Below are 19,689 nucleotides of genomic sequence, written 5' to 3'. Positions count from 1 at the left end.
ATGCCACCTATCACCTGGCGGCAAGCCGTCAATCAGTTCGCCATCCTGTTCGGCGAGCGATTCACCGCCGCCATCAGCTGAGATTTTTAACCGACCTCAGCACACGAAATTCCTGACACCTCCCGCAATTTCTGCCTACGGTTGCACCCCGGCCTGCGTTCGGGCTGAGACTGGGCCGCTCCAATGCTCGTTGGGTCACCAATTCGGCAGGCCGGGTCGATCACGTAGATTTCCGGGCCCATCGAAATCGCGTCGTTCGGGCACTCTGGCTCGCATAGCTTGGCGTGCTGTCTGGACTTTGCGCGCTGCACAATTTGCAACAGCTGTGCAACTCAGCCGCAACTCAAAAACATGATTTTCGGGGAATTTGCACGACCGTGCGGAACGCCAAAAAGCTATAATGTATTGTTTTTCCTAGGAAAGTTGGTGGCAGTATGGCCTTGATGATTACCGACGAGTGCATCAATTGCGACGTGTGCGAGCCCGAGTGCCCGAACGACGCAATCTCCATGGGCCCGGAAATCTACATAATCGACCCGAAGAAATGCACCGAGTGTGTCGGTCATTTCGACGAGCCGCAGTGCATTCAGGTGTGCCCCGTTGAATGCATCCCGCGCGACCCCGAACATCTGGAAACGCCCGATGGCTTGATGGCGAAGTACCACGCACTGCAGGCTTCCAAGGGCGCTTGAGATCCGATGTGCGAATGGATGAACGAACGGCGAGGCCTTGGCCTCGCCGATTTTTTTGCGGCGGCATTATTTGCCGCTGTGCGGCCTGATTGCTGTCCGGCCTAAGCGCCGAAGATATCGCGCAGCGCGTCCACCAGAATCCGGCATTCTTCGTCCGTGCCGATTGAAATTCGCAGATGCTGGTCGATTCGCGGCGCCTTGAAGTGGCGCACGAAGATCTGTTTTTCCCTGAGCCGCAGCGCAAGCGTGGCTGCATCGTAGCCTTCATGGCGCGCGAACAGCAGGTTGGCGGCGGACGGCACAACCTGGAAGCCAAGCCCTTTCAATTCCGCGGCCAGCCGTTCGCGACTTGCGATCACCTTCGTGCAATTGTCGCGAAACCAGGCATCGTCTTCGTACGCGGCGATGGCGGCCACTTGCGCAAGACGGTCGAGTGGATACGAATTGAAGCTGTTCTTCACGCGGTTCAGCGCATCGATCAGCGTCGGATCGCCGAACGCGAAGCCGACTCGCATGCCGGCCAGCGAGCGCGATTTCGACACCGTCTGAACCACCAGCAAATTCCGGTAGCGTTCCAGCAGCGCAATCGCCGACTTGGCGCCGAAGTCGACATAGGCCTCATCGATCACGACGACCGATTCGGTGTTGCTCGCCAGCAGGCGCTCGATCTCGGCGAGCGTCAGCGGACGGCCGGTCGGCGCGTTCGGATTTGGCAGCAGCACGCCGCCATTCGGCGTCGCGTAATCGTCGACATGGATGGCGAAGCTGTCGTCGAGCGGGACCGTCCGATAATCCACTTCGAACAGACGTGCGTAGGTCGGATAAAAGCTGTACGTGATGTCCGGGAACAACAGCGGTTTGTCGTGTTTGAGTAGTGCCTGGAACGTCAGCGCCAGCACTTCGTCAGAGCCGTTGCCCGCGAACACCTGGCCGGCGCGGAGGCCATGATGTGCGGCAACCGTCTCACGCAGCCTGAGTGCCGTCGGATCGGGATAGCGGCGCAGCGCCTCACCGGTCTCGCCCAGTTCCCGGCGGATCGCGTCGAGCACGCGCGGCGACGGCGGATACGGATTCTCGTTGGTGTTCAGCTTTACCGGATGCGCGACCAGCGGCTGCTCGCCTGGCACATACGGCGTCAAGCGGTGAACGATGTCACTCCAGTAGCGGCTCAAGCCATTCTCCTCCATGCAAGGCGGTCGACCAGTTAGCTCGTCCATAGCCCAACAACATACATTAGCGCCCGCGAACTCACGGGTTGCGATGCAATTGCATCATCGCGCGCTCAAGCTCCCCGGCGATGATTTTGGGCATCACCGCGAGCGCGCGCTCAATGGATGCATCGATCACTTCCTGTTCCTCGCGCCGCGGCGGCTTCAGCACGTAATTGGCGACGTCCGGCTTGGCGCCGGCGCGCGCGCTTTCGGGAATCAGATCGCGCGGATGGCCGATGCCAATCCGCAACCGCCAAAACTGTTGCGACGACAGATGCGCGGTGATGTCCTTCAGCCCGTTATGACCGCCGCTGCCACCACCAAGCTTCAGCTTGACACTGCCTGGCGGCATATCGAGTTCGTCATGCGCGACCAGAATCTCGTCCGGAAGGATTTTGAAGAATTGCGCCAGCGCCACGACCGATTGCCCGGATCGGTTCATATACGTTTGCGGCTCCAGCAAATGCACTTCCTCGCCGTGGAGCCGCGCTTTCGCGTAGAAACCGTGGAAGCGCCGCTCGTCGCGCAGCATGGTGCCCGCTTCGCGCGCCAGTTGATCGACCAGCCAGAAGCCGGCATTGTGGCGCGTCGCGGTGTATTCGGCGCCCGGATTGCCGAGCCCGACGATCAGCTTGATCATGATTGCATAGGTCCATCTGGCCTGAGAGTCGAAATCTGCGGGGCCGAAAAAACCGAAAAAAAAACCCGCCGAGGCGAACCGCGGCGGGTCACATCGACCGTTTCATCGAAACGGATCGAGAGGATTGCTTGCTCGGTACCCGAAAGGTCCTTAAGCAGCCGGCGTTTCGCCTTCGGCAGCGGCGGCATCGCCTTCGGCGATTGCGCCCGCCGGGATCGTTGCAGCGGCGATCACCGGGTTTTCTGCTTCGACGTGAGCAACCAGCGACACACCTGCCGGCAGCGGGATGTCTTTGGCGTGAACCGATTGACCGGCTTGCATCGTCGCCAGGTCGACTTCGATGAATTCCGGCAGTGCCGACGGCAGGCACTCGATTTCCAGTTCATTGACGACGTGCGAGATGACCGCGCTCGACAGCTTGACTGCCGGGTTGGTTTCCTGGTTCATGAAGTGCAGCGGTACTTTGGTGTGCAGCTTCTTCTTCGCGTCGACGCGTTGGAAGTCGACGTGCAGCACGAGCTGACGGAACGGGTGGTATTGCACGTCGCGCAGCAGAACCTGTTGCGACTTGCCGGCCACTTCCAGTTCGAGAATCGACGAGTGGAAAACTTCTTTTTTCAGCGCGTGCCACAGCGCGTTGTGGTCCAGTTCGACCAATTGCGTTTCAGCACCAGCGCCATATACGATGCCCGGGGTCTTGCCCGAGTTACGCAGGCGGCGGCTCGCACCCGTACCTTGCACAGAACGCTCGAAAGCGACTACTTTCATGTTCAATCTCCAATGCACTGCCCGCGACCAGGCAGTAAAAACAGGGCCTCGAAGCCGTTACGGCTGAGGCCCCAGAGCTGCGGCACGAACCTTCGTTCGTTCATGCCGATTGTGCAAAAACGCAGCGGACCCCATGAAGCGATACCCTGCGCCTTCGCAAATACTTAACTTTCAGCGAACAGCGACATTACCGAATCGCCGCGGCGAATGCGCGAGAACGTTTCGGCAAGCAGGCCGGCGCTGGTCAACGAACGGATCTTCGCGCATGAGCGGGCTTCTTCGCCCAGCGGGATCGTGTCCGTGACAACGAGTTCGTCGAGTGCCGAAGCGGCGATACGCTCGCCTGCGCCGCCCGACAGGACCGGGTGGGTAGCGTAAGCGAACACCTGCCTGGCACCGCGTTCTTTCAAGACTTGTGCTGCCTTGCAGAGCGTGCCCGCAGTGTCGACCATGTCGTCCATGATCACGCAAGTACGGCCTTCCACCTCACCAATAATGTTCATCACTTCGGCGACGTTCGCCTTGGGGCGACGCTTGTCAATGATCGCCAGATCGCAATTGAGCTGCTTGGCCAAGGCACGGGCCCGCACCACGCCGCCGACGTCCGGCGAAACGACGAGCAGGTTCTCGTAGTTCTGCTTGCGCAGATCGCCGAGCAGCACCGGCGTTGCGTAGATGTTGTCGACCGGGATGTCGAAGAAGCCTTGAATCTGGTCGGCGTGCAGATCCATCGTGATGATCCGCTCGACACCGGCGATTTCCAGCATGTTCGCGACGATCTTCGCCGAAATGGCGACGCGCGCGGAACGCGGGCGACGATCCTGGCGGGCATAACCGAAGTAGGGGATGGCGGCGGTGATCCGGCCTGCGGATGCGCGCTTGAGCGCATCGACCATGATCATCAGTTCCATCAGGTTGTCGTTCGCCGGTGCGCACGTGGATTGCAGGACGAAGACATCCTTGCCACGCACGTTTTCCTGGATCTCGACCTGAATTTCGCCGTCCGAGAAACGGCTAACCATTGCTTTGCCGAGGGGGATACCGAGGATCTTGACGACTTCCTGCGCAAGCGCGGGATTCGCGTTGCCAGTAAAAACCATCAGGCCGTCATGGCTGCTCATCATGCACCTGCTTCAGGCTGGGGGGCGAGGGGAAACGCGAGAATTTTGGCAGGGGAGAAAGGATTCGAACCTTTGCATGCCGGAATCAAAATCCGGTGCCTTAACCAGCTTGGCGACTCCCCTACACTAACCTTGAGCCCCGCCGAACGTGGAGTTTCGTTCGACGATGCAAAACTTATGATGCGAAAGTAAAGAGTGGATGCTGATCCAGACCGGCGGCCACTGCGCTGCCCCATTCGCCGGGCAGTTTGGCCTGAGCCGCTTCTGCTTCAGCTTTGCTACGGAACGCTGCAAAGACACTTGAACCTGATCCAGACATCCGCGCCGGCGCGATGTTTTCAAACCATCGCAGCACTTGCGCTACTTCCGCATACTTTCCTACGACAACCTGCTGCATGTCATTGCGACCAAAACTTTCGGGCCACTCAGTGTTGCAGCTAAATTCTGCAGGAAAGTCCGTAATTATGAGGTGCTTTGAATTCCTTGTCAACGTTTTTTCGGAAAAAATCGCTGCAGTTGGAACTTGTACCCTCGGTGTCACTACTAGAAAGTGACGCGGCGGCAATTGTACAACGTCTAAAGATTCTCCGACACCCTGGGCGAACGCATTTTTTCCAAAAACAAAGAACGGCACGTCCGCACCCAGCTTCAATGCCAATGCCTGCAGTTCCAGGCGCGGCAAATCGAGCTTCCACAAGCGGTTCAGCGCCAGCAGCGTCGTGGCCGCATCAGAGCTGCCGCCGCCGAGGCCGCCGCCCATCGGCAAGCGCTTCTCTATTTGAATATCGACGCCTTCGGGCGAGCCCGTATGCGTCTTGAGCAGCGTCGCCGCGCGCACGGTGAGGTCGTGTTCCGGCGGCACGTCGGGGATCTCGCTGCTGCGCGTGATAAGTCCGTCGTTGCGTCGTTCGAAATGCAGAGTGTCGCCCCAGTCGAGCAACTGGAAGACCGTTTGCAGCGTGTGATAACCATCCGGCCGGCGGCCGGTGATATGCAGGAAGAGGTTGAGTTTCGCTGGCGCGAGGCAATCGCGCAGCGAATCGGTCGTTTCAATCATGAGTCGGGGCTACAGGGGCCAAGGCGGCGCGGAACAAGCGCAAACGAGCGCAAACGAGCGGCAAACTGCGTCAACCGACGCGGCCACGCCGGTCACTGATCCAGCACGAGCTTGATATCGAGCGGCGGCTCCGCACGGCTCAGGTTCACGCGCTTCACGGCGGTGGGCGGGGCATCGGCATAGGCGAGATAGTCGATCGTCCAGCCGTCCTGCGTGATCTGTTTCAGGCGCGATGGCTGCTCAGGGTCCTTCTCGGTTCTGGCGCGCGACGTAGGCGCGGGCGATGGCTGCAGCCAGTAACGCAGCCCTTCGACGGGCAACGCGAAACCGAGCGCATTTTGCATCAGCGTAGAGACGTTGTCAGCGGTGAGCGGCTGACGGTTCGGCAACTCGAGCGTGGCCGACGCCGGCGATGACGTCACAATAGCCAGCGTCTGGCCGAGCGGGTTGCGCAATTGCAGCGTGACGGTGTCGCCCGTTTCCTGCCACGAGAAATTACCGTAAGCGTTGCGTGGCTGGCCATTCTGATCGGTGTACTGGACCGCGAAGCGGCCCTGGTAGGAACGGCTCGTTTGCGCGGTGACCGCAGTCGCCGCATTCGACGTGGACGGCCCCTGCGGTTTCACCGAAGCGCAGCCGGCCAATGCGACAACCGCTGCCGTTGCGAAACCAAGCGCTGCGCCACGCGGCGCCCGGGGAAAGAAAATCAGACGGGAAAGACGCATCAAAGATCGTTTACCTGAAGACGTTGCAGCGTTTTGACGAGCGTATCGTTGTTCGGCTCAAGCTTGCGCGCGTCGCGGAATGCGGCGCGAGCTTGCTCGTGGTCGCCGCTTTTCCACAGTACTTCGCCCAGATGCGCGCCGATTTCGGCGTTGGGCTGAAGCTCGTAGGCCTTGCGCAGTAGTTTGATGGCGTCCGACGTATCGCCCATCCGGTATTTGACCCAGCCGACGCTGTCCATGATGAACGCGTCGTTCGGCGCCAGAGACGATGCCTTCTTGACCAGCTTGTCCGCTTCCGACAGGCGCTGGTTGCGATCGGCCAGCGAATAGCCCAGCGCGTTGTACGCCTGCGGATTGTTCGGTTGCGTTTGAATCAGCTTGCGCAACTCGGCTTCCATCACGTCGTAATGACCATTTTTTTCCGCGGCCATTGCGTAGTCGTAGGTGAGATCCGGATCGTCGGGGAAGGCCGCGGTGGCTTCTTGCAGACGTGCTTCCGCTTCCAGGTAGCGCTTCGCGTCGAACAGGATCGCCGCGTCGGTGCGGGCGAGCAACGCCTGGTCGCGCGGATCCGACGCCTGCAGGCCGGCCAGCAGCCTGCGCGCGTCGTCGATCTTGCCTTGTTTCGCAAGCAGTTGCGCGCGCGTGATCTGCGCCGGCATGTATTGCTGGCTCGACGGCGCGATCTTGTTCAGCCAGTCGCTCGCCGCCGCTTCGTTCTTCTGTTCGAGCGACAGCTGGGCAAGGTAAATGTACGCCTGGCCCGCATCCGCACCCGGTGTTTTTTCGGCCAGCTGCGCGTACTGAACAAGGAAGTTTTGCGCGTCGGCGAAATTCTTCTGCTGGATCTTGATCAGCGCGAGCGCCATGATCGGCGTCAGGTCGTTCGCGTTGGCCTTGTGCATGATCTCGAACTGCTTCTGCGCGTCGTCCAGGCGGTCGCTCGCAAGGTATATCTGGGCGAGCGCGAGACGCGCGTCATGCGACTTCGGGTTCTGCTGCACGTAGTGTTCGAGCGACGAGATGCCTTCCTGGCGTTCCTCGGGACCCATCTGCGACAACGTCAGCGCTGCCGGCAGATAGTCCGGCTTCAGGGCCAGCGCCTGCTCGAGCGACTTGCGCGCGCCCGGCGCGTCGTTCGACAGCAACTGCTGGCGCGCAATGGCCAGTTGAGCCTCCGGCCGGTTCATGTCGTTCTTCAGAAGATCCTGCAACACGTGCAAGCCGCCGATCCGGTTCGGGCCGCGCGACAACAGCAGTTGCAAGGCCAGAAGGGCGCTGCCGCGATTCTGCGCGGGCACTTTCGCGAGTTCGCGAGCGAGGATCGGCGCAGCGTCGTCGGGTTTGCCGGACAGCACCAGCAACGACGCGTCGATTTGCTCGGCGCGCTCCGAGTCCGGCGCATACTGCTGCCACAACTGGGCGGCGGCCAGCGCGTCCGATGGACTTTGCGCGGCCAGCGCGATTTCCGTGGCGCGCTGCGCCATGCGCGGGTCGTGGGTGTCGCGCGCAAGGGCGAGGTAGGTTTGATAGGCGGGCGCCGGCTCGTCGCGTTGCAGCGCCACTTCGGCGGCGAGCACCTGGAAGACGATCTGGCTCGTCAACGGCACATTGGGCAGTGACTTTTCGTCTTCCGCCGATGTCGGGCCGAACGAGTCGGGCAGCGTGACCGAATTGCCATCCGGATCCGATGACGGGTCCTGTGCATGCGCGGGCACGGCGGCCAGCGTCCAGACGGCGAGCGCGGCTGCGCCCAGCATCCGGCGAGCGGACACGGCGTGCGGCACGCGCGGTGCGCGAGCCGGGCGTTTCGAAAACAGCTTCACGAAGGACAAGTTCATGGAAATCCGTTCAATGTTTCGGACGATTGTAACGCGCTCGCTACAATACGCGCACAACCACTGACGCAAGTTGCAGACCAGTTAGACATGCCAGAGTTGCCAGAAGTCGAGGTTACCCGACGGGGTATCGAACCGTATGTGTCCGGCCGCAAGGTTGAACGCGTCGAGGTGCGCACGCCCGCGCTGCGCTGGCCGATTCCGGCCGACCTCGCGAAAACCCTGCGGGGTCAGGTGGTGCGCAAAGTCCAGCGGCGCGGCAAGTATCTGCTGTTCGAAATCGACGCCGGCTGGTTCATCGTCCATCTTGGCATGACCGGGACGTTGCGTGTACTGCGGCACGTGCCTCATCCGCCGGCTGCGGCCAAACACGACCACGTCGACTGGATCTTCGACGAGGTCATTTTGCGCTATCGCGACCCGCGGCGCTTCGGTGCGGTGCTATGGCATCCGCGCGAAACCGGCGACGTCCTGGAGCATCCGCTGCTCGCGGGGCTCGGCGTCGAGCCGTTCTCGCCCGCGTTCTCCGGCGCGCTGATGCATCGGCTCACGCGCGGGCGCACGGTGTCGGTGAAGCAGGCGCTGCTGGCCGGTGACATCGTTGTCGGCGTGGGCAATATCTATGCGTCGGAGAGCCTGTTTCGCGCTGGCATCCGGCCGACCACCGCGGCGGGCCGCGTCTCGCTGGTGCGCTACGGCCTGCTCGCGGACGCCGTGCGAGTGACGCTTGCCGCCGCCATAGAGAAGGGTGGTAGCACGCTACGCGATTTCGTCGGCAGCGACGGGGAAAGCGGCTACTTCCAGCTCGACTATTTCGTCTATGATCGCGCGGGCCTGCCATGCCGCGTCTGCGGAACGCCGATCAGGCAGATCGTGCAGGGTCAGCGTTCCACCTATTTCTGTCCCACCTGCCAGCGCTAGAACTTCAATGCCTTCCCGCTTAACGCCGCGTGCCAATTCGCCAACTGCGTCCAACGCGGCCGCGTTTCCCGTAATGCCGGATTTTTCCGAGCGCCTGATCGCATGGCAACGTCGGCATGGGCGTCACGATCTGCCGTGGCAGAACACGCGCGATCCGTATCGCATCTGGCTGTCGGAAATTATGCTGCAGCAGACCCAGGTGTCGACGGTGATTCCGTACTACGCGAAATTTCTTGCGCGCTTTCCGGATGTTGCTGCGCTCGCGGCCGCATCTTCTGATGACGTGATGGCGTTGTGGGCAGGCCTCGGTTACTACACGCGTGCGCGCAATCTGCACCGCTGCGCGCAAGTCGTGGCCGAGCAGCATGGCGGCGCTTTCCCGGCGTCGGTCGACGAACTCGCTGAGCTGCCCGGCATCGGCCGCTCGACGGCGGCGGCCATTGCTTCGTTTGCCTTTGGCGCGCGCGCGACGATTCTCGACGGCAACGTCAAGCGCGTGCTGGCTCGCGTGTTCGGAGTCGAAGGCTTTCCCGGCGAAAAAAAGATCGAAACTGCGATGTGGACGCTGGCAGAGTCGCTGCTGCCGTCCAATGCTTCGGATGAAGACGTGAGCGCGTACACGCAGGGTTTGATGGACCTTGGCGCGACCCTGTGCGTGCGCGGCAAGCCGGACTGTCTGCGATGCCCGTTCGCGCCGGATTGCGTGGCCAACGTCAGCGCACGCCAACGCGAATTGCCCACGGCACGTCCAAAGAAAGCCGTGCCGAGGCGCCGAACCTGGATGCTGGTGCTGCGCGACGGCAATGCGGTGATGCTGGAAAAGCGTCCGCCGTCGGGCATTTGGGGAGGCTTGTGGAGCCTGCCGGAAGCCGCAGATGAAGTTGCACTCGCCGAGCGTGCACGCGCTTTCGGCTGCGACGGTGGCGTTTCGCCGCTTGCGCCGCTCACGCATGTGTTCACGCATTTCAAGCTGGACATCGAGCCGCGGCTCGCGGAACTCGATCGCGGCTTGGGCGCATTGGCCGCGCTTGACGATGCGCACACCGCGTGGGTCGCGCTCAGCGATCTGGACTCGTTCGGCGTGCCCGCGCCGGTGCGCAAACTGCTGGAAGGTTTGCAGGGTTCGTTGATCTGACCCAACGCGTCCGATCGTCCGCTAAACGCGCTGCCGCAGTCAAAGAGCCAGCTATAAAAGTTGATGCTGCTGCATGTAGTGATGAACCACATCGATCCGCGCGCCGGCGTCGCGCAGCTCCATCAGCTTCTGGCGCGCCCGCAGAGCGATCGGCAGCACTTCGGCAAGACGGTTGGACACCCACGACGGATCGTCGAGCCTGAACGGCTCCGCGAAAGGCAGGCTGTCGGGGTCGCGCTCGCGGATCGTCGCGATGATCCGTTCGAGCACTTCCGCACACGCGCCGAACTTTGCGAGCAGCTCATTGCCTTCGAGCGGCATGTCGTCGCCGATCGGTTCCGCCATGCCGACCAGCAGACCGCTGCTTTCAACGCGATGCGACAACAGACGAAACCGCCGTGTGCCCCGCGCTCGAATTAACAGCATGCCGAAAGCTTCAACGTCGCACTCTTCGATTTCAGCCAGGCAGCCAATTGCTTCGGGCACCGAAGGCTCTTCTTCGCGCGCCACTTCCGCGCCGCTTTTCAGCAGGCACACGCCGAAGGGCGTCTTTTCCCGCAGACAGTCGCGCGCCATGTCGAGGTAGCGCGCTTCGAAAATTTTCAGCGGCAGTAGCCCATCGGGAAACAGCACCGTATGCAGCGGAAACAGCGGCACATCGGCGAGCACAGTAGACGTAGTAGACATGGCGCAACGCTTCGGGTTAAGGCCGCGCGGCGCGGCCGGTTAAGCCACTAGCTTTGATGATTCGCCGACATCGACCGGCGCATCGCGATGCCGCACGATCACATTCGCCGACGCTGCGAGACGCGCGGCAAGCGTCTCCGCAATGAACACCGAGCGGTGCTGGCCGCCCGTGCAGCCGATTGCGACGGTCAGATAACTTCGATTGTCGTCGCGGAAATGCGGCAGCCACTTCGAGAGATATTTCTCGATGTCGTCGATCATGTCATGCACGACCGGCAGCGCGTCGAGAAAATCGATCACCGGTTTGTCGAGGCCCGTGAGCGGCCTCAACTCATGATCGTAGTAGGGGTTGGGCAGCGTGCGTACGTCGAAGACGAAATCCGCGTCGAGCGGCACGCCGCGCTTGAAGCCGAACGACTCGAACATCAGCACGAGCCCCGCCTCTTTCTGCTCGATGAAGCGTTTGACCCATGCGCGCAGCACGTTCGCGCGCAGGTTGCTGGTGTCGATCTGATGGCCGAACTCGGCGAGACCCGCCACCAGTTCGCGCTCGCGCTCGATGGCTTCCGCGAGCGAGGTGAGCAGGCCGACGTCTGCATCGTGCGCGGGGGAGCCTGACAGCGGATGGCGGCGGCGCGTTTCGGAGAAGCGCTGAATCAGCGACTGCGTGCTGGCGCTCAGGAACAGCACGCGTACATCGTGAGCGCGCGACAAATCGCGGATCATTGCCGGCATGTCGTCGAGCGACGCGCTCGAGCGCGCGTCGATTGCGACTGCAAGGCGGTCTTGTCCGTCGTCGGCGAGATAGGCGGCGAGTTCGGGCAGAAAGCGCGGCGGCAGATTGTCGACGCAGTAATAGCCCGCGTCTTCGAGCGCGTTGAGGGCAACTGACTTGCCGGAGCCGGAGATACCAGTGATCAGAATTATGCGCATGGGGTCGTCGAAACCGTACGTTTCATCATAGCATCTGGTACCACCGGCGCGTACCCGCGGTCAGCCCTGGCTGCGCGTACAGGGTTTTGCTGCTTCAGACGAGCTTGCCGGGAAACTGGCTGTCGGGATCTTGCATCGCGAGGCGCTGGCGATCCATGAAGTCGCGCAGCGTGTCGATGCCGCGCAGTTGCAGGATCGTGTTGCGCACCGCCGCTTCGACGAGGACCGCGAGGTTGCGGCCTGCGGCCACCTGGATCGTGACCTTGCTGATCGGCAGGCCGAGCACGTCGACGGTCTGACTCTCCAGAGGCAGCCGCTGGAATTCACCGTCGGGACGGCGCACCAGTTGTACGATCAGTTTCAGCTTCATTTTGCGGCGCACGGCCGTTTCACCGAAAATCGTCTTGATGTCCAGCAAGCCGAGACCGCGCACCTCGAGCAGGTTTTGCAGCAGCGGCGGGCAGCGCCCTTCGACGAAGTCCGGACCGAGGCGCACGAAATCCACCGCGTCGTCGGCTACGAGGCCGTGACCGCGGCTGATGAGTTCCAGCCCGAGTTCGCTCTTGCCGAGCCCGGAGTCGCCGGTAAGCAGCACGCCCATGCCGAGTATGTCGAGAAACACGCCGTGCAGCGTGGCGCGCGGCGCGAGAATGCGCGACATGTACAGACGTAGGCTGTCGATCACTGCGGCCGCGGACATCGGCGTGGTGAACAGCGGCGTGGACGAGCGCGTGCAGCGCAGCACCAGTTCCGGCGGCGCGGTGACGCCGCCCGCCACCACCAGAAACGGCGGCTCCAGCGCGATCAGCTCGGCCATGTGGCGCGAGCGGTCTTCGTCGGTCTGGCGTTTGTAGTAGTCGATTTCGGCGTCGCCGAGCACCTGGATCCGGTTCGGGTGGATCAGGTTCAGGTGGCCGACGAGATCGGCGCTCGACGTGGCATTGGCGACCGATTCCGAAGAAAAGCCGCGCTCCCAGCCTTCATGCCCCGTCAGCCAGCTGAGTTTCAGCGCGGCGGCGTTGTCGTCGAAAATGCTTTGGGCGTTGATGCTGGACGTATCCATGAGTCAGTGACTCCAGTGTGGGCCGCTTGCCGCGCAAGGACGCGGGCGCGCTAACCCGGGCCGCGCGCGTTGCCGGGCGGTATTCGCATGCCGGCGGATAACCGCCGATGCATCAAGGTTGCCACTGAGTAAGCAGGCGATGCAACGATTCGCGGTCTTCTTCGGTGTGCAGGCGCTCGCGTGCCTCCCGGTCTGAGAGCAACTGGGCGATTTCTGAAAGGATTTCCAGGTGCTGCTGGGTAGCCTGTTCGGGCACCAGCAGGATGATCAGCAGCGAGACCGGCTGACCGTCGGGCGACTCGAAGGGGATGGGGTCCGCAAGACGCACAAACGCGGCGAGCGGCTGCTTCAGACCTTTGATCCGACCGTGCGGAATCGCGACGCCTTCACCCAGCCCCGTCGATCCGAGGCGCTCGCGCGCAAACAGATTGTCAGTGACTGTGCTACGGGCGATGCCGTTCTGGTTCTCGAAGATCAGGCCTGCTTGCTCGAACACACGTTTCTTGCTGGTGACCGATAGTCCGACGACGACGTTCTCGAGGGGAAGAAATTTGGCTAAACGATTCATGTTGACAGGCGAAAACGTGGCCTGGGTTCTCCTCGCTAGGGCGTTTGAGTGGCGTTCCATTCGTTCGATGCTCGGAAACACGTGCGTTGGAGCCTCAAAGCGCAAGTCTCCGACCGGCCGATTTCCGTGTGAGCTAGCTTGACCCCGATGGTAACCGGAACATTATAGAACAGGGTAGCTGCTGATGGTGCGGCGCGCCATCCATGCGCGATGGGTTTCTAACGATTCGGTCCACACGCTGCGCCGGCTTGGGAAAAACGCGTCCGGAAACGAAAAACCGCCCGATTTCGGGCGGTTTTGCCAACCTGAGCGTCACGAGGACACTGCTCTCATTGCCCTTATTGGGGCGGCACGTCCAGTTGCGGCGCGGGTTGGTACTTGATCGCGTCATGCTGATGGCCTTGTAGCCGATCCTTGTGGCGTATCACCTGCCGGTCGAGCTTGTCGATCATCAGATCGATTGCAGCGTAAAGGTCGCTGTCGCAACTCTCGACAAAAATGTCTTTGCCCTTCAGATGCAGGTTGATTTCAACCTTTTGACGCTTTTCCTTTTCCTTGTGGTTGTCGACCGAGAGGACCACACTGCCGTCGATGACCTGATCGAAATGTCTTAGCACCCTATCCAGTTTGGTGATCACGTATTCGCGCAACGCAGGCGTTACTTCGAGGTGGTGTCCACTGATCTGCAGATTCATAGTGCTTCTCCAAGCTAGTGGCCGCTTGTTCCGCACGATGACAGAGTCCGGTCGATCTGTCGGCCTGCCTGAGTCGCCCCCCGGTGACTGACATCTGGCAGGTCGCATCGGCCGGCCTGTCCGCCAACTGCGGAGCGGCCGGTAAATGCCCGCCACGGAAGGCGACGGGCTACAGAGACTTGCGCAGGTTGACTGCCGGGATCTTGAGCGCTTCGCGATACTTCGCCACGGTACGCCGTGCGACCACGAAGCCCTGCTCCGCCAGCAGTTCGGCTATGCGACTGTCTGAGATCGGCGATTTCGGGTTTTCCGCTCCTATCAGTTGTTTGATGAGCGCGCGAATCGCCGTGGAAGAGGCCGCGCCGCCCGTGTCGGTTGAGACGTGTGAACCGAAGAAATACTTGAATTCCAGCGTCCCGAATGGGGTCAGCATGTATTTACCGGTTGTCACACGCGAGACAGTCGACTCGTGTAGGCCCAGCGTATCAGCAATCTCCCGCAAAACCAAGGGGCGCATGGCAATTTCGCCGTGTACGAAAAAGCTCTTCTGACGCTCCACGATGGCCTGCGCGACGCGAAGAATCGTCTCGAATCGCTGCTGGATATTCTTGATGAGCCAGCGTGCTTCCTGCAGTTGCTGCCGCAACGACCCGCTGCCCGGATCACCCCGGTTGTTGCGCAAAATGTTCGCGTACAGGTGATTGATACGCAGCTTGGGCACCACCTCGGGGTTGAGTTCGGCCTGCCAACCCTGCGCGGTTTTGCGTACCATGATGTCCGGCACCACGTAGTCCGCTTCCGCCTTGCCGTACGCAGCGCCAGGAAACGGTTCGAGCGAGCGGATCAGCATGTGCGCATCGCGCAGGTCGTCGTCGTTCGCCTTCAGATGTTTGCGCAGACGCGTGAAATCGCGTGCCGCGAGCAGTTCCAGATAGTGGGCGACGATCTCGAGCGCCAGCGTTCGCGTAGGCGAGCGATCGAGCCGCAGCAGTTGCAGCTTCAGACATTCCGATGCGGAACGCGCGCCAACTCCGGCCGGGTCGAAGCTATGTAACAGCGCGAGCGCCGCATTCAGTTCGTCGAGGTCGACTTCCAGTTCTTCGGGCAGATCCGCTTGCACTTCTTCGAGCGTCGCGGCGAGATAGCCGTCGTCGTCGAGTGACTCGATGAGGAAGGTGATCAGCGCGCGGTCGCGCTGGCTTGCCTGCGTGACGCGCAATTGCGCCATCAGGTGGTCGCGCAGGGAAGTGCTTGATTCGTGGATTTGCAGCGGCGGCAGATCGTCGTCGTCCGACGCGTTGCCCGAGCGGCCGTAGTCGTCGAGGTTCCATTGCGACCCATCGCCGTTGCCGTCGCCCGAAAGGCCGTTGTATTCGTCGACCCCCTGCGGCTCGCCGTTTTCGGCGCGCTCGCTGCCGCTGGCGGAAGTGGACGACCCATTGCCGCCCATCTGGTCCGGCGGTGCGGAAGAACTGGGCGCCTGGGTGATCAGCGAACCGTCCGCCGCCACGCGCAAAGGGCTCGCGATCCAGTCGTCCTCGTTTTCGAGGAGCGGATTCTGCGAGATTGCCGTTGCCACCTCCTGTTGCAGTTCGAGCGTAGACAGCTGCAGCAGCCTGATGGACTGCTGCAGTTGGGGGGTCAGCGCAAGATGCTGCGATAGGCGGAGTTGGAGGCTGGCTTTCATGGCAAGTTGAGATTCATTGTAGAGAGTTTGCCACGACCGCGATACCTTGCGACATTCGCAATTGCGTGTGCGCCCCGTTTTCGGCGGAGCCGGGCGCAGGACGGCCCAAGTCAAAAATGCGGATGTACGGTTGCCGCAGAAGGAGCGGCGGGTGCGCGCTCGCACCGCCGCTATTCCTTTGTGCGCTTACATGCGGAAGTGTTCGCCCAGATAGACGCGCCGCACGCTTTCGTTTTCGATGATTTCACTCGGCGCGCCGGCGGCCAGCACGCTGCCGTCGCTGATGATGTACGCGTGATCGCAGATGCCGAGCGTTTCGCGCACGTTGTGGTCGGTGATCAGGACGCCGATGTTGCGCTGCTTCAGAAACTTGACGATCTTCTGGATTTCTAGCACGGCGATGGGGTCGACGCCGGCGAACGGTTCGTCGAGCAGAATGAAGCTGGGGTTGGTGGCCAGCGCCCGGGCAATTTCCACCCGGCGACGCTCGCCGCCCGATAGCGACAGGGCCGGATTTTCGCGCAAGTGCGCGATCTGCAGCTCGTCGAGCAAAGCTTCGGTGCGCGACGTGATGGTGTCTTTGGTAAGCCGCTTGCCATTGTCTTCGTGCTGCAATTGCAGCACCGCGCGAATATTCTCCTCAACGGAGAGCTTGCGGAATACGGAAGCTTCCTGCGGCAGATATGACAGCCCGAGCGATGCGCGCTTATGGATCGGCAGCAGACTGATTGATTTGCCGTCCAGATCGATCTCGCCCGCGTCGAGCGGTACGAGGCCGACAATCATGTAGAACGAGGTGGTCTTGCCGGCGCCGTTAGGGCCGAGCAGGCCCACCACTTCACCGCTTTTCACATCGAGCGATACATCTTTGACGACCGTGCGCGAACCGTAACGCTTTTTCAGACTACGCACGGCCAGCGAACTGCTGGTGCCAGCCGGCTTGCGGTTGGGTAGGGACGCGGAGGTACTCACTGATTCGGCGCTCCCTGGATCGAGGTGGACGGCGCGAGCGTGGCCGATGCGCCCGTAAGCGGTGCGGGGCCGCCGTTGCGCGGCGACAGCATCGCGCGCACGCGGCCGGTCGGGTTGCCAGGGCCGGCGACGTCCTTGCCCGCCTTCGCGGTATAGAAGTCGCTTTGGCCGTCATAGGTAATGACGCTGCCGCGCACCTGGTCCATCACCGTCGACAGACCTTGCAGGCGGCGAACCGTGGCGTTGGTGGTCAGCGTGGTCAGATCCCGCTTGCCGTCGTAGTCGATACGGATGGCCGTGCCTTCGATGTATTCGTCCAGACCTTCGCGCTTCTGGCGGAAATACGACAGATTGCCGCCGCTCGACGTGCCAGTGGCGTACTGATAACCCTGCGGGTCCTGCGTCACTTCGACACGATCGGCCTTGATCACGATCGTCCCTTTGGTGGCGACCACGTGGCCGGTGAAGACGTTGACCTGCTTGAGGTCGTCGTAAGTCATGTTGTCCGCTTCGATATTGAGCGGCTTGTCCTTGTCGGCGCGATCCGCGTGCGCGAGCGGCGCGAAGCCGGCGAGCGGCAGCGCGACGACGAGCGCGGCGAGCCCGGCGCGGCACGCGGACAAAATGCGCGAGCGGCCGGTGTTGACACGGGGAAACGATTCGTTCATGCAGTCACGCCTGGAATAGATTACCCGGGTTGCTTGGGCGAGCCGCCGCCGGCGTCGGACGCGGCGATGGCGCCTCTCACGTTGCCGAACAGCTGCATCACCCGGGTGACGTTGTTGTAGTTCATGCCGCTGGCAGTCATCACTGACATGCCGCGCTGAAGTTTAACCGGCTTTTCGGTCTCGATCACATCGTCGTTGACCAGCACCCTAAAATGCTCCGAATCTGCCTGCATCTGCGGATCGCCGTTGCCGGGAGCCCGCAAGATGCGCGCATTGCCGTAGAGGTCGACGATCGATGCGTCCGCGTTCACCTTGCCGGTGTCGCCGGTCGCGGTGACGATCGGCTTGCCGGGCTGGAATGCGCGCATGGCCGGCTTGACCAGATCGCTCAGTTCGTCGTCTTCATAATGAACCAGCGATTGTGCGTTCAGCCGGTATTGCGTCGCGCCCGATTGATCGAGTTCGGAAACCGAGAAATTGTCCGCAAAGTAGTCGGGCGTGTGTTCCTTCCGGTGGGGCGCGCTTTCGTTCTGCCGTGGCAGTGTGGCTTGCAGGAGCCACCATGTGATACCGGCGAGCGCGGCCATCGCCACGAGCGGAATCAGTGACGTCAGCCGGAACTGGTTCATCCGACGAGGCCCCGTTGTTCGCCGCTGCAGGCAGCGGCGAGCAGCGCCTCATACTTGTGCTGGGCGCGCAGCAGCGCGTCGCAGACTTCACGCGCGGCGCCGTGGCCGCCGCGCGCTTCACTGACCCAGTGAGCGCGCGCGATCACTTCCGGATGCGAATTGGCCGGCGCTGCCGCAAAGCCGACTTTCAGCATCACCGCGAGGTCGACCCAGTCGTCGCCCATGTAGCCGCATTCTTCCGCACGCATACCGGTTTGCTTCAAAAGGTCGGCAAACGCCTCGGGCTTGTCCTGCACGCCTTGATAAACGTGCGTGATGTTCATTTCCTTTGCGCGCGCCGCGACGATGCCCGACTTGCGCCCGGTGATGATCGCCGTTTCGATGCCGGCCTGGCGCAGCAGCTTCATGCCGTGGCCGTCCATCGAGTTGAAGCCCTTCATCGTGTCGCCTTCCGCCGTGAACAGAAGGCCGCCGTCGGTCAGCACGCCGTCGACGTCGAAAATCATCAGCCTCACGCGGCTTGCGCGTTCGGTCGCGGTAGGAGGGGCGATGGCCATCAGATCACCTTCTTCGAGAACAGGTCGTGCATGTTGAGTGCGCCGATCAGCTTGCCTGCCTCGTCGACGACCAGCATCTGATTGATGCGGAAGCGCTCCATCAGTTCCACCGCTTCCACCGCGAGCTGGTCCGGGCCGATGGTGCGCGGGCCGGCGGTCATCACGGAGACGATCGACAGCTGGCGGAAATCGCCGTCGCGTTCGAGCACGCGGCGCAAGTCGCCGTCGGTGAAAATGCCGGTGACGCGGCCGTCGTGGTCGACGATCGCGGTCATGCCCATGCGCTTGGCGGTCAGCTGGAACAGCGCGTCGCGCACCGTGGCCTCGGGCGCGACCATCGGCACCTGTTCTCCGGTGCGCATCACGTCGCGTACGTAGGTGAGCAGGCGCCGGCCAAGCGCGCCGCCGGGATGCGAGCGCGCGAAATCGTCGCGACCGAAGCCGCGTGCGTCGAGCACCGCGACCGCGAGCGCATCGCCGAGCGCGAGCGCGGCGGTGGTGCTGGCGGTCGGCGCGAGATTCATCGGGCAGGCTTCTTTCGCCACGGCGGAATTCAGATGCACGTCGGCCAGTTGCGCGAGGCTCGACGACGGGCGTCCGGTCATCGCGATCAGCTTCGCGCCGAGCCGCTTGATGAGCGGCAGGATCGCCACGAGTTCTTCGGTTTCGCCGGAATTGGATAGTGCGAGGAACACGTCGTCTTGCGTGACCATGCCGAGGTCGCCATGGCTGGCTTCCGCCGGATGCACAAAAAACGCGGGAGTGCCGGTGCTGGCCAGGGTGGCCGCGAGCTTGCGGGCCACATGGCCGGATTTGCCGATGCCGGAGACGACCACCCGCCCACGGCAGCCCAGGATGAAATCCACTGCCCCTACGAAGCCATCGTCGAGTTGTTCGCGCAGGGCGCGCACGGCGTCCGCCTCGATGTCGAGCACGTCGCGAGCGAGCATGAGTGCCCGGTCGCCATTGATTTTCGCTATCATGCGCGGAGTATAGCAAAGGCGCCTGTTCGCCGCGCCGGGCCTGCCGTGCCAAGCCGCTACCTTCATCAGCCTTTTTACCGGCCCCTCAACCTTGTCGCACGGCGCTTCCCGTGCGCGGTTCCGCTGACGAACGAGGACG

Annotated in this window: 21 protein-coding genes and 1 tRNA gene; 3 read left to right on the top strand and 19 right to left on the bottom strand. The window is 62.2% G+C overall.

From position 1 onward, the window contains the following. Nucleotides 1–434: 434 nt before the first annotated feature. Entirely contained in the window at nucleotides 435–692 is a 258-nt protein-coding gene (locus ABQJ48_RS16585; RefSeq protein ID WP_367839089.1) for a YfhL family 4Fe-4S dicluster ferredoxin, read from the top strand. A gap of 101 nt (nucleotides 693–793) precedes the next feature. Here the strand turns inward: ABQJ48_RS16585 and hisC are convergent, their stop codons facing one another. From hisC to ABQJ48_RS16545, 8 genes are all read right to left on the bottom strand, one after another. Then, nucleotides 794–1,864, bottom strand: coding sequence for a histidinol-phosphate transaminase (gene hisC / locus ABQJ48_RS16580; RefSeq protein WP_367839088.1), 1,071 nt, complete (start codon nucleotides 1,862–1,864; stop codon nucleotides 794–796). A gap of 76 nt (nucleotides 1,865–1,940) precedes the next feature. Beyond that, the gene (gene pth / locus ABQJ48_RS16575; protein WP_367839087.1) at nucleotides 1,941–2,543 is read right to left on the bottom strand and encodes an aminoacyl-tRNA hydrolase; all 603 of its coding nucleotides are present in this window, start codon (nucleotides 2,541–2,543) and stop codon (nucleotides 1,941–1,943) included. Nucleotides 2,544–2,693: 150 nt separating this feature from the next. Further along, nucleotides 2,694–3,311 carry a 50S ribosomal protein L25/general stress protein Ctc gene (locus ABQJ48_RS16570; RefSeq protein WP_367839086.1) on the bottom strand — a complete coding sequence of 206 codons (618 nt, stop codon included), beginning with the start codon at nucleotides 3,309–3,311 and terminating at the stop codon, nucleotides 2,694–2,696. Nucleotides 3,312–3,475: 164 nt separating this feature from the next. Then, entirely contained in the window at nucleotides 3,476–4,432 is a 957-nt protein-coding gene (locus ABQJ48_RS16565; protein ID WP_367839096.1) for a ribose-phosphate pyrophosphokinase, read from the bottom strand. A 46-nt stretch (nucleotides 4,433–4,478) separates the two neighbouring features. Further along, nucleotides 4,479–4,555: transfer RNA gene (locus ABQJ48_RS16560), tRNA-Gln, on the bottom strand. 52 nt (nucleotides 4,556–4,607) lie between these two features. Continuing rightward, a complete protein-coding gene (ispE, locus tag ABQJ48_RS16555) occupies nucleotides 4,608–5,489 on the bottom strand; it encodes a 4-(cytidine 5'-diphospho)-2-C-methyl-D-erythritol kinase (RefSeq protein ID WP_367839085.1) in 882 nt (293 codons plus the stop codon). Between the two features lie 92 nt (nucleotides 5,490–5,581). Beyond that, entirely contained in the window at nucleotides 5,582–6,214 is a 633-nt protein-coding gene (gene lolB, locus ABQJ48_RS16550) for a lipoprotein insertase outer membrane protein LolB (RefSeq protein ID WP_367839084.1), read from the bottom strand. After that, complete coding sequence (locus ABQJ48_RS16545) at nucleotides 6,214–8,055, bottom strand: tetratricopeptide repeat protein (RefSeq protein ID WP_367839083.1); 1,842 nt, start codon at nucleotides 8,053–8,055, stop codon at nucleotides 6,214–6,216. The genes lolB and ABQJ48_RS16545 overlap by 1 nt, the downstream gene beginning before the upstream one ends. An 87-nt stretch (nucleotides 8,056–8,142) precedes the next feature. Here ABQJ48_RS16545 and mutM point away from each other — a divergent pair, with 87 nt between their 5' ends. Then, nucleotides 8,143–8,973, top strand: coding sequence for a bifunctional DNA-formamidopyrimidine glycosylase/DNA-(apurinic or apyrimidinic site) lyase (gene mutM / locus ABQJ48_RS16540; RefSeq protein WP_367839082.1), 831 nt, complete (start codon nucleotides 8,143–8,145; stop codon nucleotides 8,971–8,973). Nucleotides 8,974–8,980: 7 nt separating this feature from the next. Then, nucleotides 8,981–10,108, top strand: a complete 1,128-nt coding sequence (gene mutY / locus ABQJ48_RS16535) for an A/G-specific adenine glycosylase (protein WP_367839081.1) — start codon at nucleotides 8,981–8,983, stop codon at nucleotides 10,106–10,108. A gap of 51 nt (nucleotides 10,109–10,159) precedes the next feature. On the opposite strand, the gene ABQJ48_RS16530 is transcribed toward mutY, so the two are convergent. From ABQJ48_RS16530 to kdsD, 11 genes are all read right to left on the bottom strand, one after another. Continuing rightward, nucleotides 10,160–10,795: an LON peptidase substrate-binding domain-containing protein gene (locus ABQJ48_RS16530; RefSeq protein ID WP_367839080.1), complete on the bottom strand. Its 636-nt coding sequence runs from the start codon at nucleotides 10,793–10,795 to the stop codon at nucleotides 10,160–10,162. Between the two features lie 39 nt (nucleotides 10,796–10,834). Then, complete coding sequence (gene rapZ / locus ABQJ48_RS16525; protein WP_367839079.1) at nucleotides 10,835–11,728, bottom strand: RNase adapter RapZ; 894 nt, start codon at nucleotides 11,726–11,728, stop codon at nucleotides 10,835–10,837. A 94-nt stretch (nucleotides 11,729–11,822) separates the two neighbouring features. Then, nucleotides 11,823–12,791 carry an HPr(Ser) kinase/phosphatase gene (gene hprK, locus ABQJ48_RS16520; RefSeq protein ID WP_367839078.1) on the bottom strand — a complete coding sequence of 323 codons (969 nt, stop codon included), beginning with the start codon at nucleotides 12,789–12,791 and terminating at the stop codon, nucleotides 11,823–11,825. A gap of 112 nt (nucleotides 12,792–12,903) precedes the next feature. Beyond that, the gene (locus ABQJ48_RS16515) at nucleotides 12,904–13,419 is read right to left on the bottom strand and encodes a PTS sugar transporter subunit IIA (RefSeq protein ID WP_367839077.1); all 516 of its coding nucleotides are present in this window, start codon (nucleotides 13,417–13,419) and stop codon (nucleotides 12,904–12,906) included. Between the two features lie 278 nt (nucleotides 13,420–13,697). Next, nucleotides 13,698–14,054 (bottom strand): ribosome hibernation-promoting factor, HPF/YfiA family, encoded by a 357-nt coding sequence (gene hpf, locus ABQJ48_RS16510; RefSeq protein WP_179735939.1) that lies wholly within the window; start codon nucleotides 14,052–14,054, stop codon nucleotides 13,698–13,700. Nucleotides 14,055–14,223: 169 nt separating this feature from the next. Continuing rightward, nucleotides 14,224–15,741, bottom strand: a complete 1,518-nt coding sequence (locus ABQJ48_RS16505; protein WP_367839076.1) for an RNA polymerase factor sigma-54 — start codon at nucleotides 15,739–15,741, stop codon at nucleotides 14,224–14,226. A 186-nt stretch (nucleotides 15,742–15,927) separates the two neighbouring features. Continuing rightward, on the bottom strand, nucleotides 15,928–16,713 hold the full coding sequence (gene lptB, locus ABQJ48_RS16500; RefSeq protein ID WP_367839075.1) for an LPS export ABC transporter ATP-binding protein: 786 nt from the start codon (nucleotides 16,711–16,713) through the stop codon (nucleotides 15,928–15,930). Continuing rightward, nucleotides 16,710–17,381, bottom strand: a complete 672-nt coding sequence (gene lptA / locus ABQJ48_RS16495; protein WP_367839074.1) for a lipopolysaccharide transport periplasmic protein LptA — start codon at nucleotides 17,379–17,381, stop codon at nucleotides 16,710–16,712. The genes lptB and lptA overlap by 4 nt, the downstream gene beginning before the upstream one ends. Before the next feature lie 20 nt (nucleotides 17,382–17,401). Next, nucleotides 17,402–18,010, bottom strand: a complete 609-nt coding sequence (lptC, locus tag ABQJ48_RS16490; protein ID WP_367839073.1) for an LPS export ABC transporter periplasmic protein LptC — start codon at nucleotides 18,008–18,010, stop codon at nucleotides 17,402–17,404. Continuing rightward, nucleotides 18,007–18,567, bottom strand: coding sequence for a KdsC family phosphatase (locus ABQJ48_RS16485; RefSeq protein ID WP_367839072.1), 561 nt, complete (start codon nucleotides 18,565–18,567; stop codon nucleotides 18,007–18,009). Before ABQJ48_RS16485 ends, lptC begins: the two co-directional genes overlap by 4 nt. After that, entirely contained in the window at nucleotides 18,567–19,550 is a 984-nt protein-coding gene (kdsD, locus tag ABQJ48_RS16480) for an arabinose 5-phosphate isomerase KdsD (protein WP_367839071.1), read from the bottom strand. The genes ABQJ48_RS16485 and kdsD overlap by 1 nt, the downstream gene beginning before the upstream one ends. Between the last annotated feature and the right edge of the window lie 139 nt (nucleotides 19,551–19,689).

Origin of the sequence: Paraburkholderia suaedae, assembly GCF_040812055.1 — a bacterium.
In the GTDB taxonomy this organism is placed as follows: Bacteria; Pseudomonadota; Gammaproteobacteria; order Burkholderiales; family Burkholderiaceae; genus Paraburkholderia.
Note: the sequence above shows the minus strand (reverse complement) of the source record. Positions and strands in the feature narration are given on the sequence as shown.

Coding starts and splice junctions, on each gene's coding strand:
- ABQJ48_RS16585 (WP_367839089.1), top strand. CDS start 435: ATGGCCTTGATGATTACCGACGAGTGCATCAATTGCGACGTGTGCGAG.
- pth (WP_367839087.1), bottom strand. CDS start 2,543: ATGATCAAGCTGATCGTCGGGCTCGGCAATCCGGGCGCCGAATACACC.
- ABQJ48_RS16570 (WP_367839086.1), bottom strand. CDS start 3,311: ATGAAAGTAGTCGCTTTCGAGCGTTCTGTGCAAGGTACGGGTGCGAGC.
- ABQJ48_RS16565 (WP_367839096.1), bottom strand. CDS start 4,432: ATGAGCAGCCATGACGGCCTGATGGTTTTTACTGGCAACGCGAATCCC.
- ispE (WP_367839085.1), bottom strand. CDS start 5,489: ATGATTGAAACGACCGATTCGCTGCGCGATTGCCTCGCGCCAGCGAAA.
- lolB (WP_367839084.1), bottom strand. CDS start 6,214: ATGCGTCTTTCCCGTCTGATTTTCTTTCCCCGGGCGCCGCGTGGCGCA.
- ABQJ48_RS16545 (WP_367839083.1), bottom strand. CDS start 8,055: ATGAACTTGTCCTTCGTGAAGCTGTTTTCGAAACGCCCGGCTCGCGCA.
- mutM (WP_367839082.1), top strand. CDS start 8,143: ATGCCAGAGTTGCCAGAAGTCGAGGTTACCCGACGGGGTATCGAACCG.
- mutY (WP_367839081.1), top strand. CDS start 8,981: ATGCCTTCCCGCTTAACGCCGCGTGCCAATTCGCCAACTGCGTCCAAC.
- ABQJ48_RS16530 (WP_367839080.1), bottom strand. CDS start 10,795: ATGTCTACTACGTCTACTGTGCTCGCCGATGTGCCGCTGTTTCCGCTG.
- rapZ (WP_367839079.1), bottom strand. CDS start 11,728: ATGCGCATAATTCTGATCACTGGTATCTCCGGCTCCGGCAAGTCAGTT.
- hprK (WP_367839078.1), bottom strand. CDS start 12,791: ATGGATACGTCCAGCATCAACGCCCAAAGCATTTTCGACGACAACGCC.
- ABQJ48_RS16515 (WP_367839077.1), bottom strand. CDS start 13,419: ATGGAACGCCACTCAAACGCCCTAGCGAGGAGAACCCAGGCCACGTTT.
- hpf (WP_179735939.1), bottom strand. CDS start 14,054: ATGAATCTGCAGATCAGTGGACACCACCTCGAAGTAACGCCTGCGTTG.
- ABQJ48_RS16505 (WP_367839076.1), bottom strand. CDS start 15,741: ATGAAAGCCAGCCTCCAACTCCGCCTATCGCAGCATCTTGCGCTGACC.
- lptA (WP_367839074.1), bottom strand. CDS start 17,381: ATGAACGAATCGTTTCCCCGTGTCAACACCGGCCGCTCGCGCATTTTG.
- lptC (WP_367839073.1), bottom strand. CDS start 18,010: ATGAACCAGTTCCGGCTGACGTCACTGATTCCGCTCGTGGCGATGGCC.
- ABQJ48_RS16485 (WP_367839072.1), bottom strand. CDS start 18,567: ATGGCCATCGCCCCTCCTACCGCGACCGAACGCGCAAGCCGCGTGAGG.
- kdsD (WP_367839071.1), bottom strand. CDS start 19,550: ATGATAGCGAAAATCAATGGCGACCGGGCACTCATGCTCGCTCGCGAC.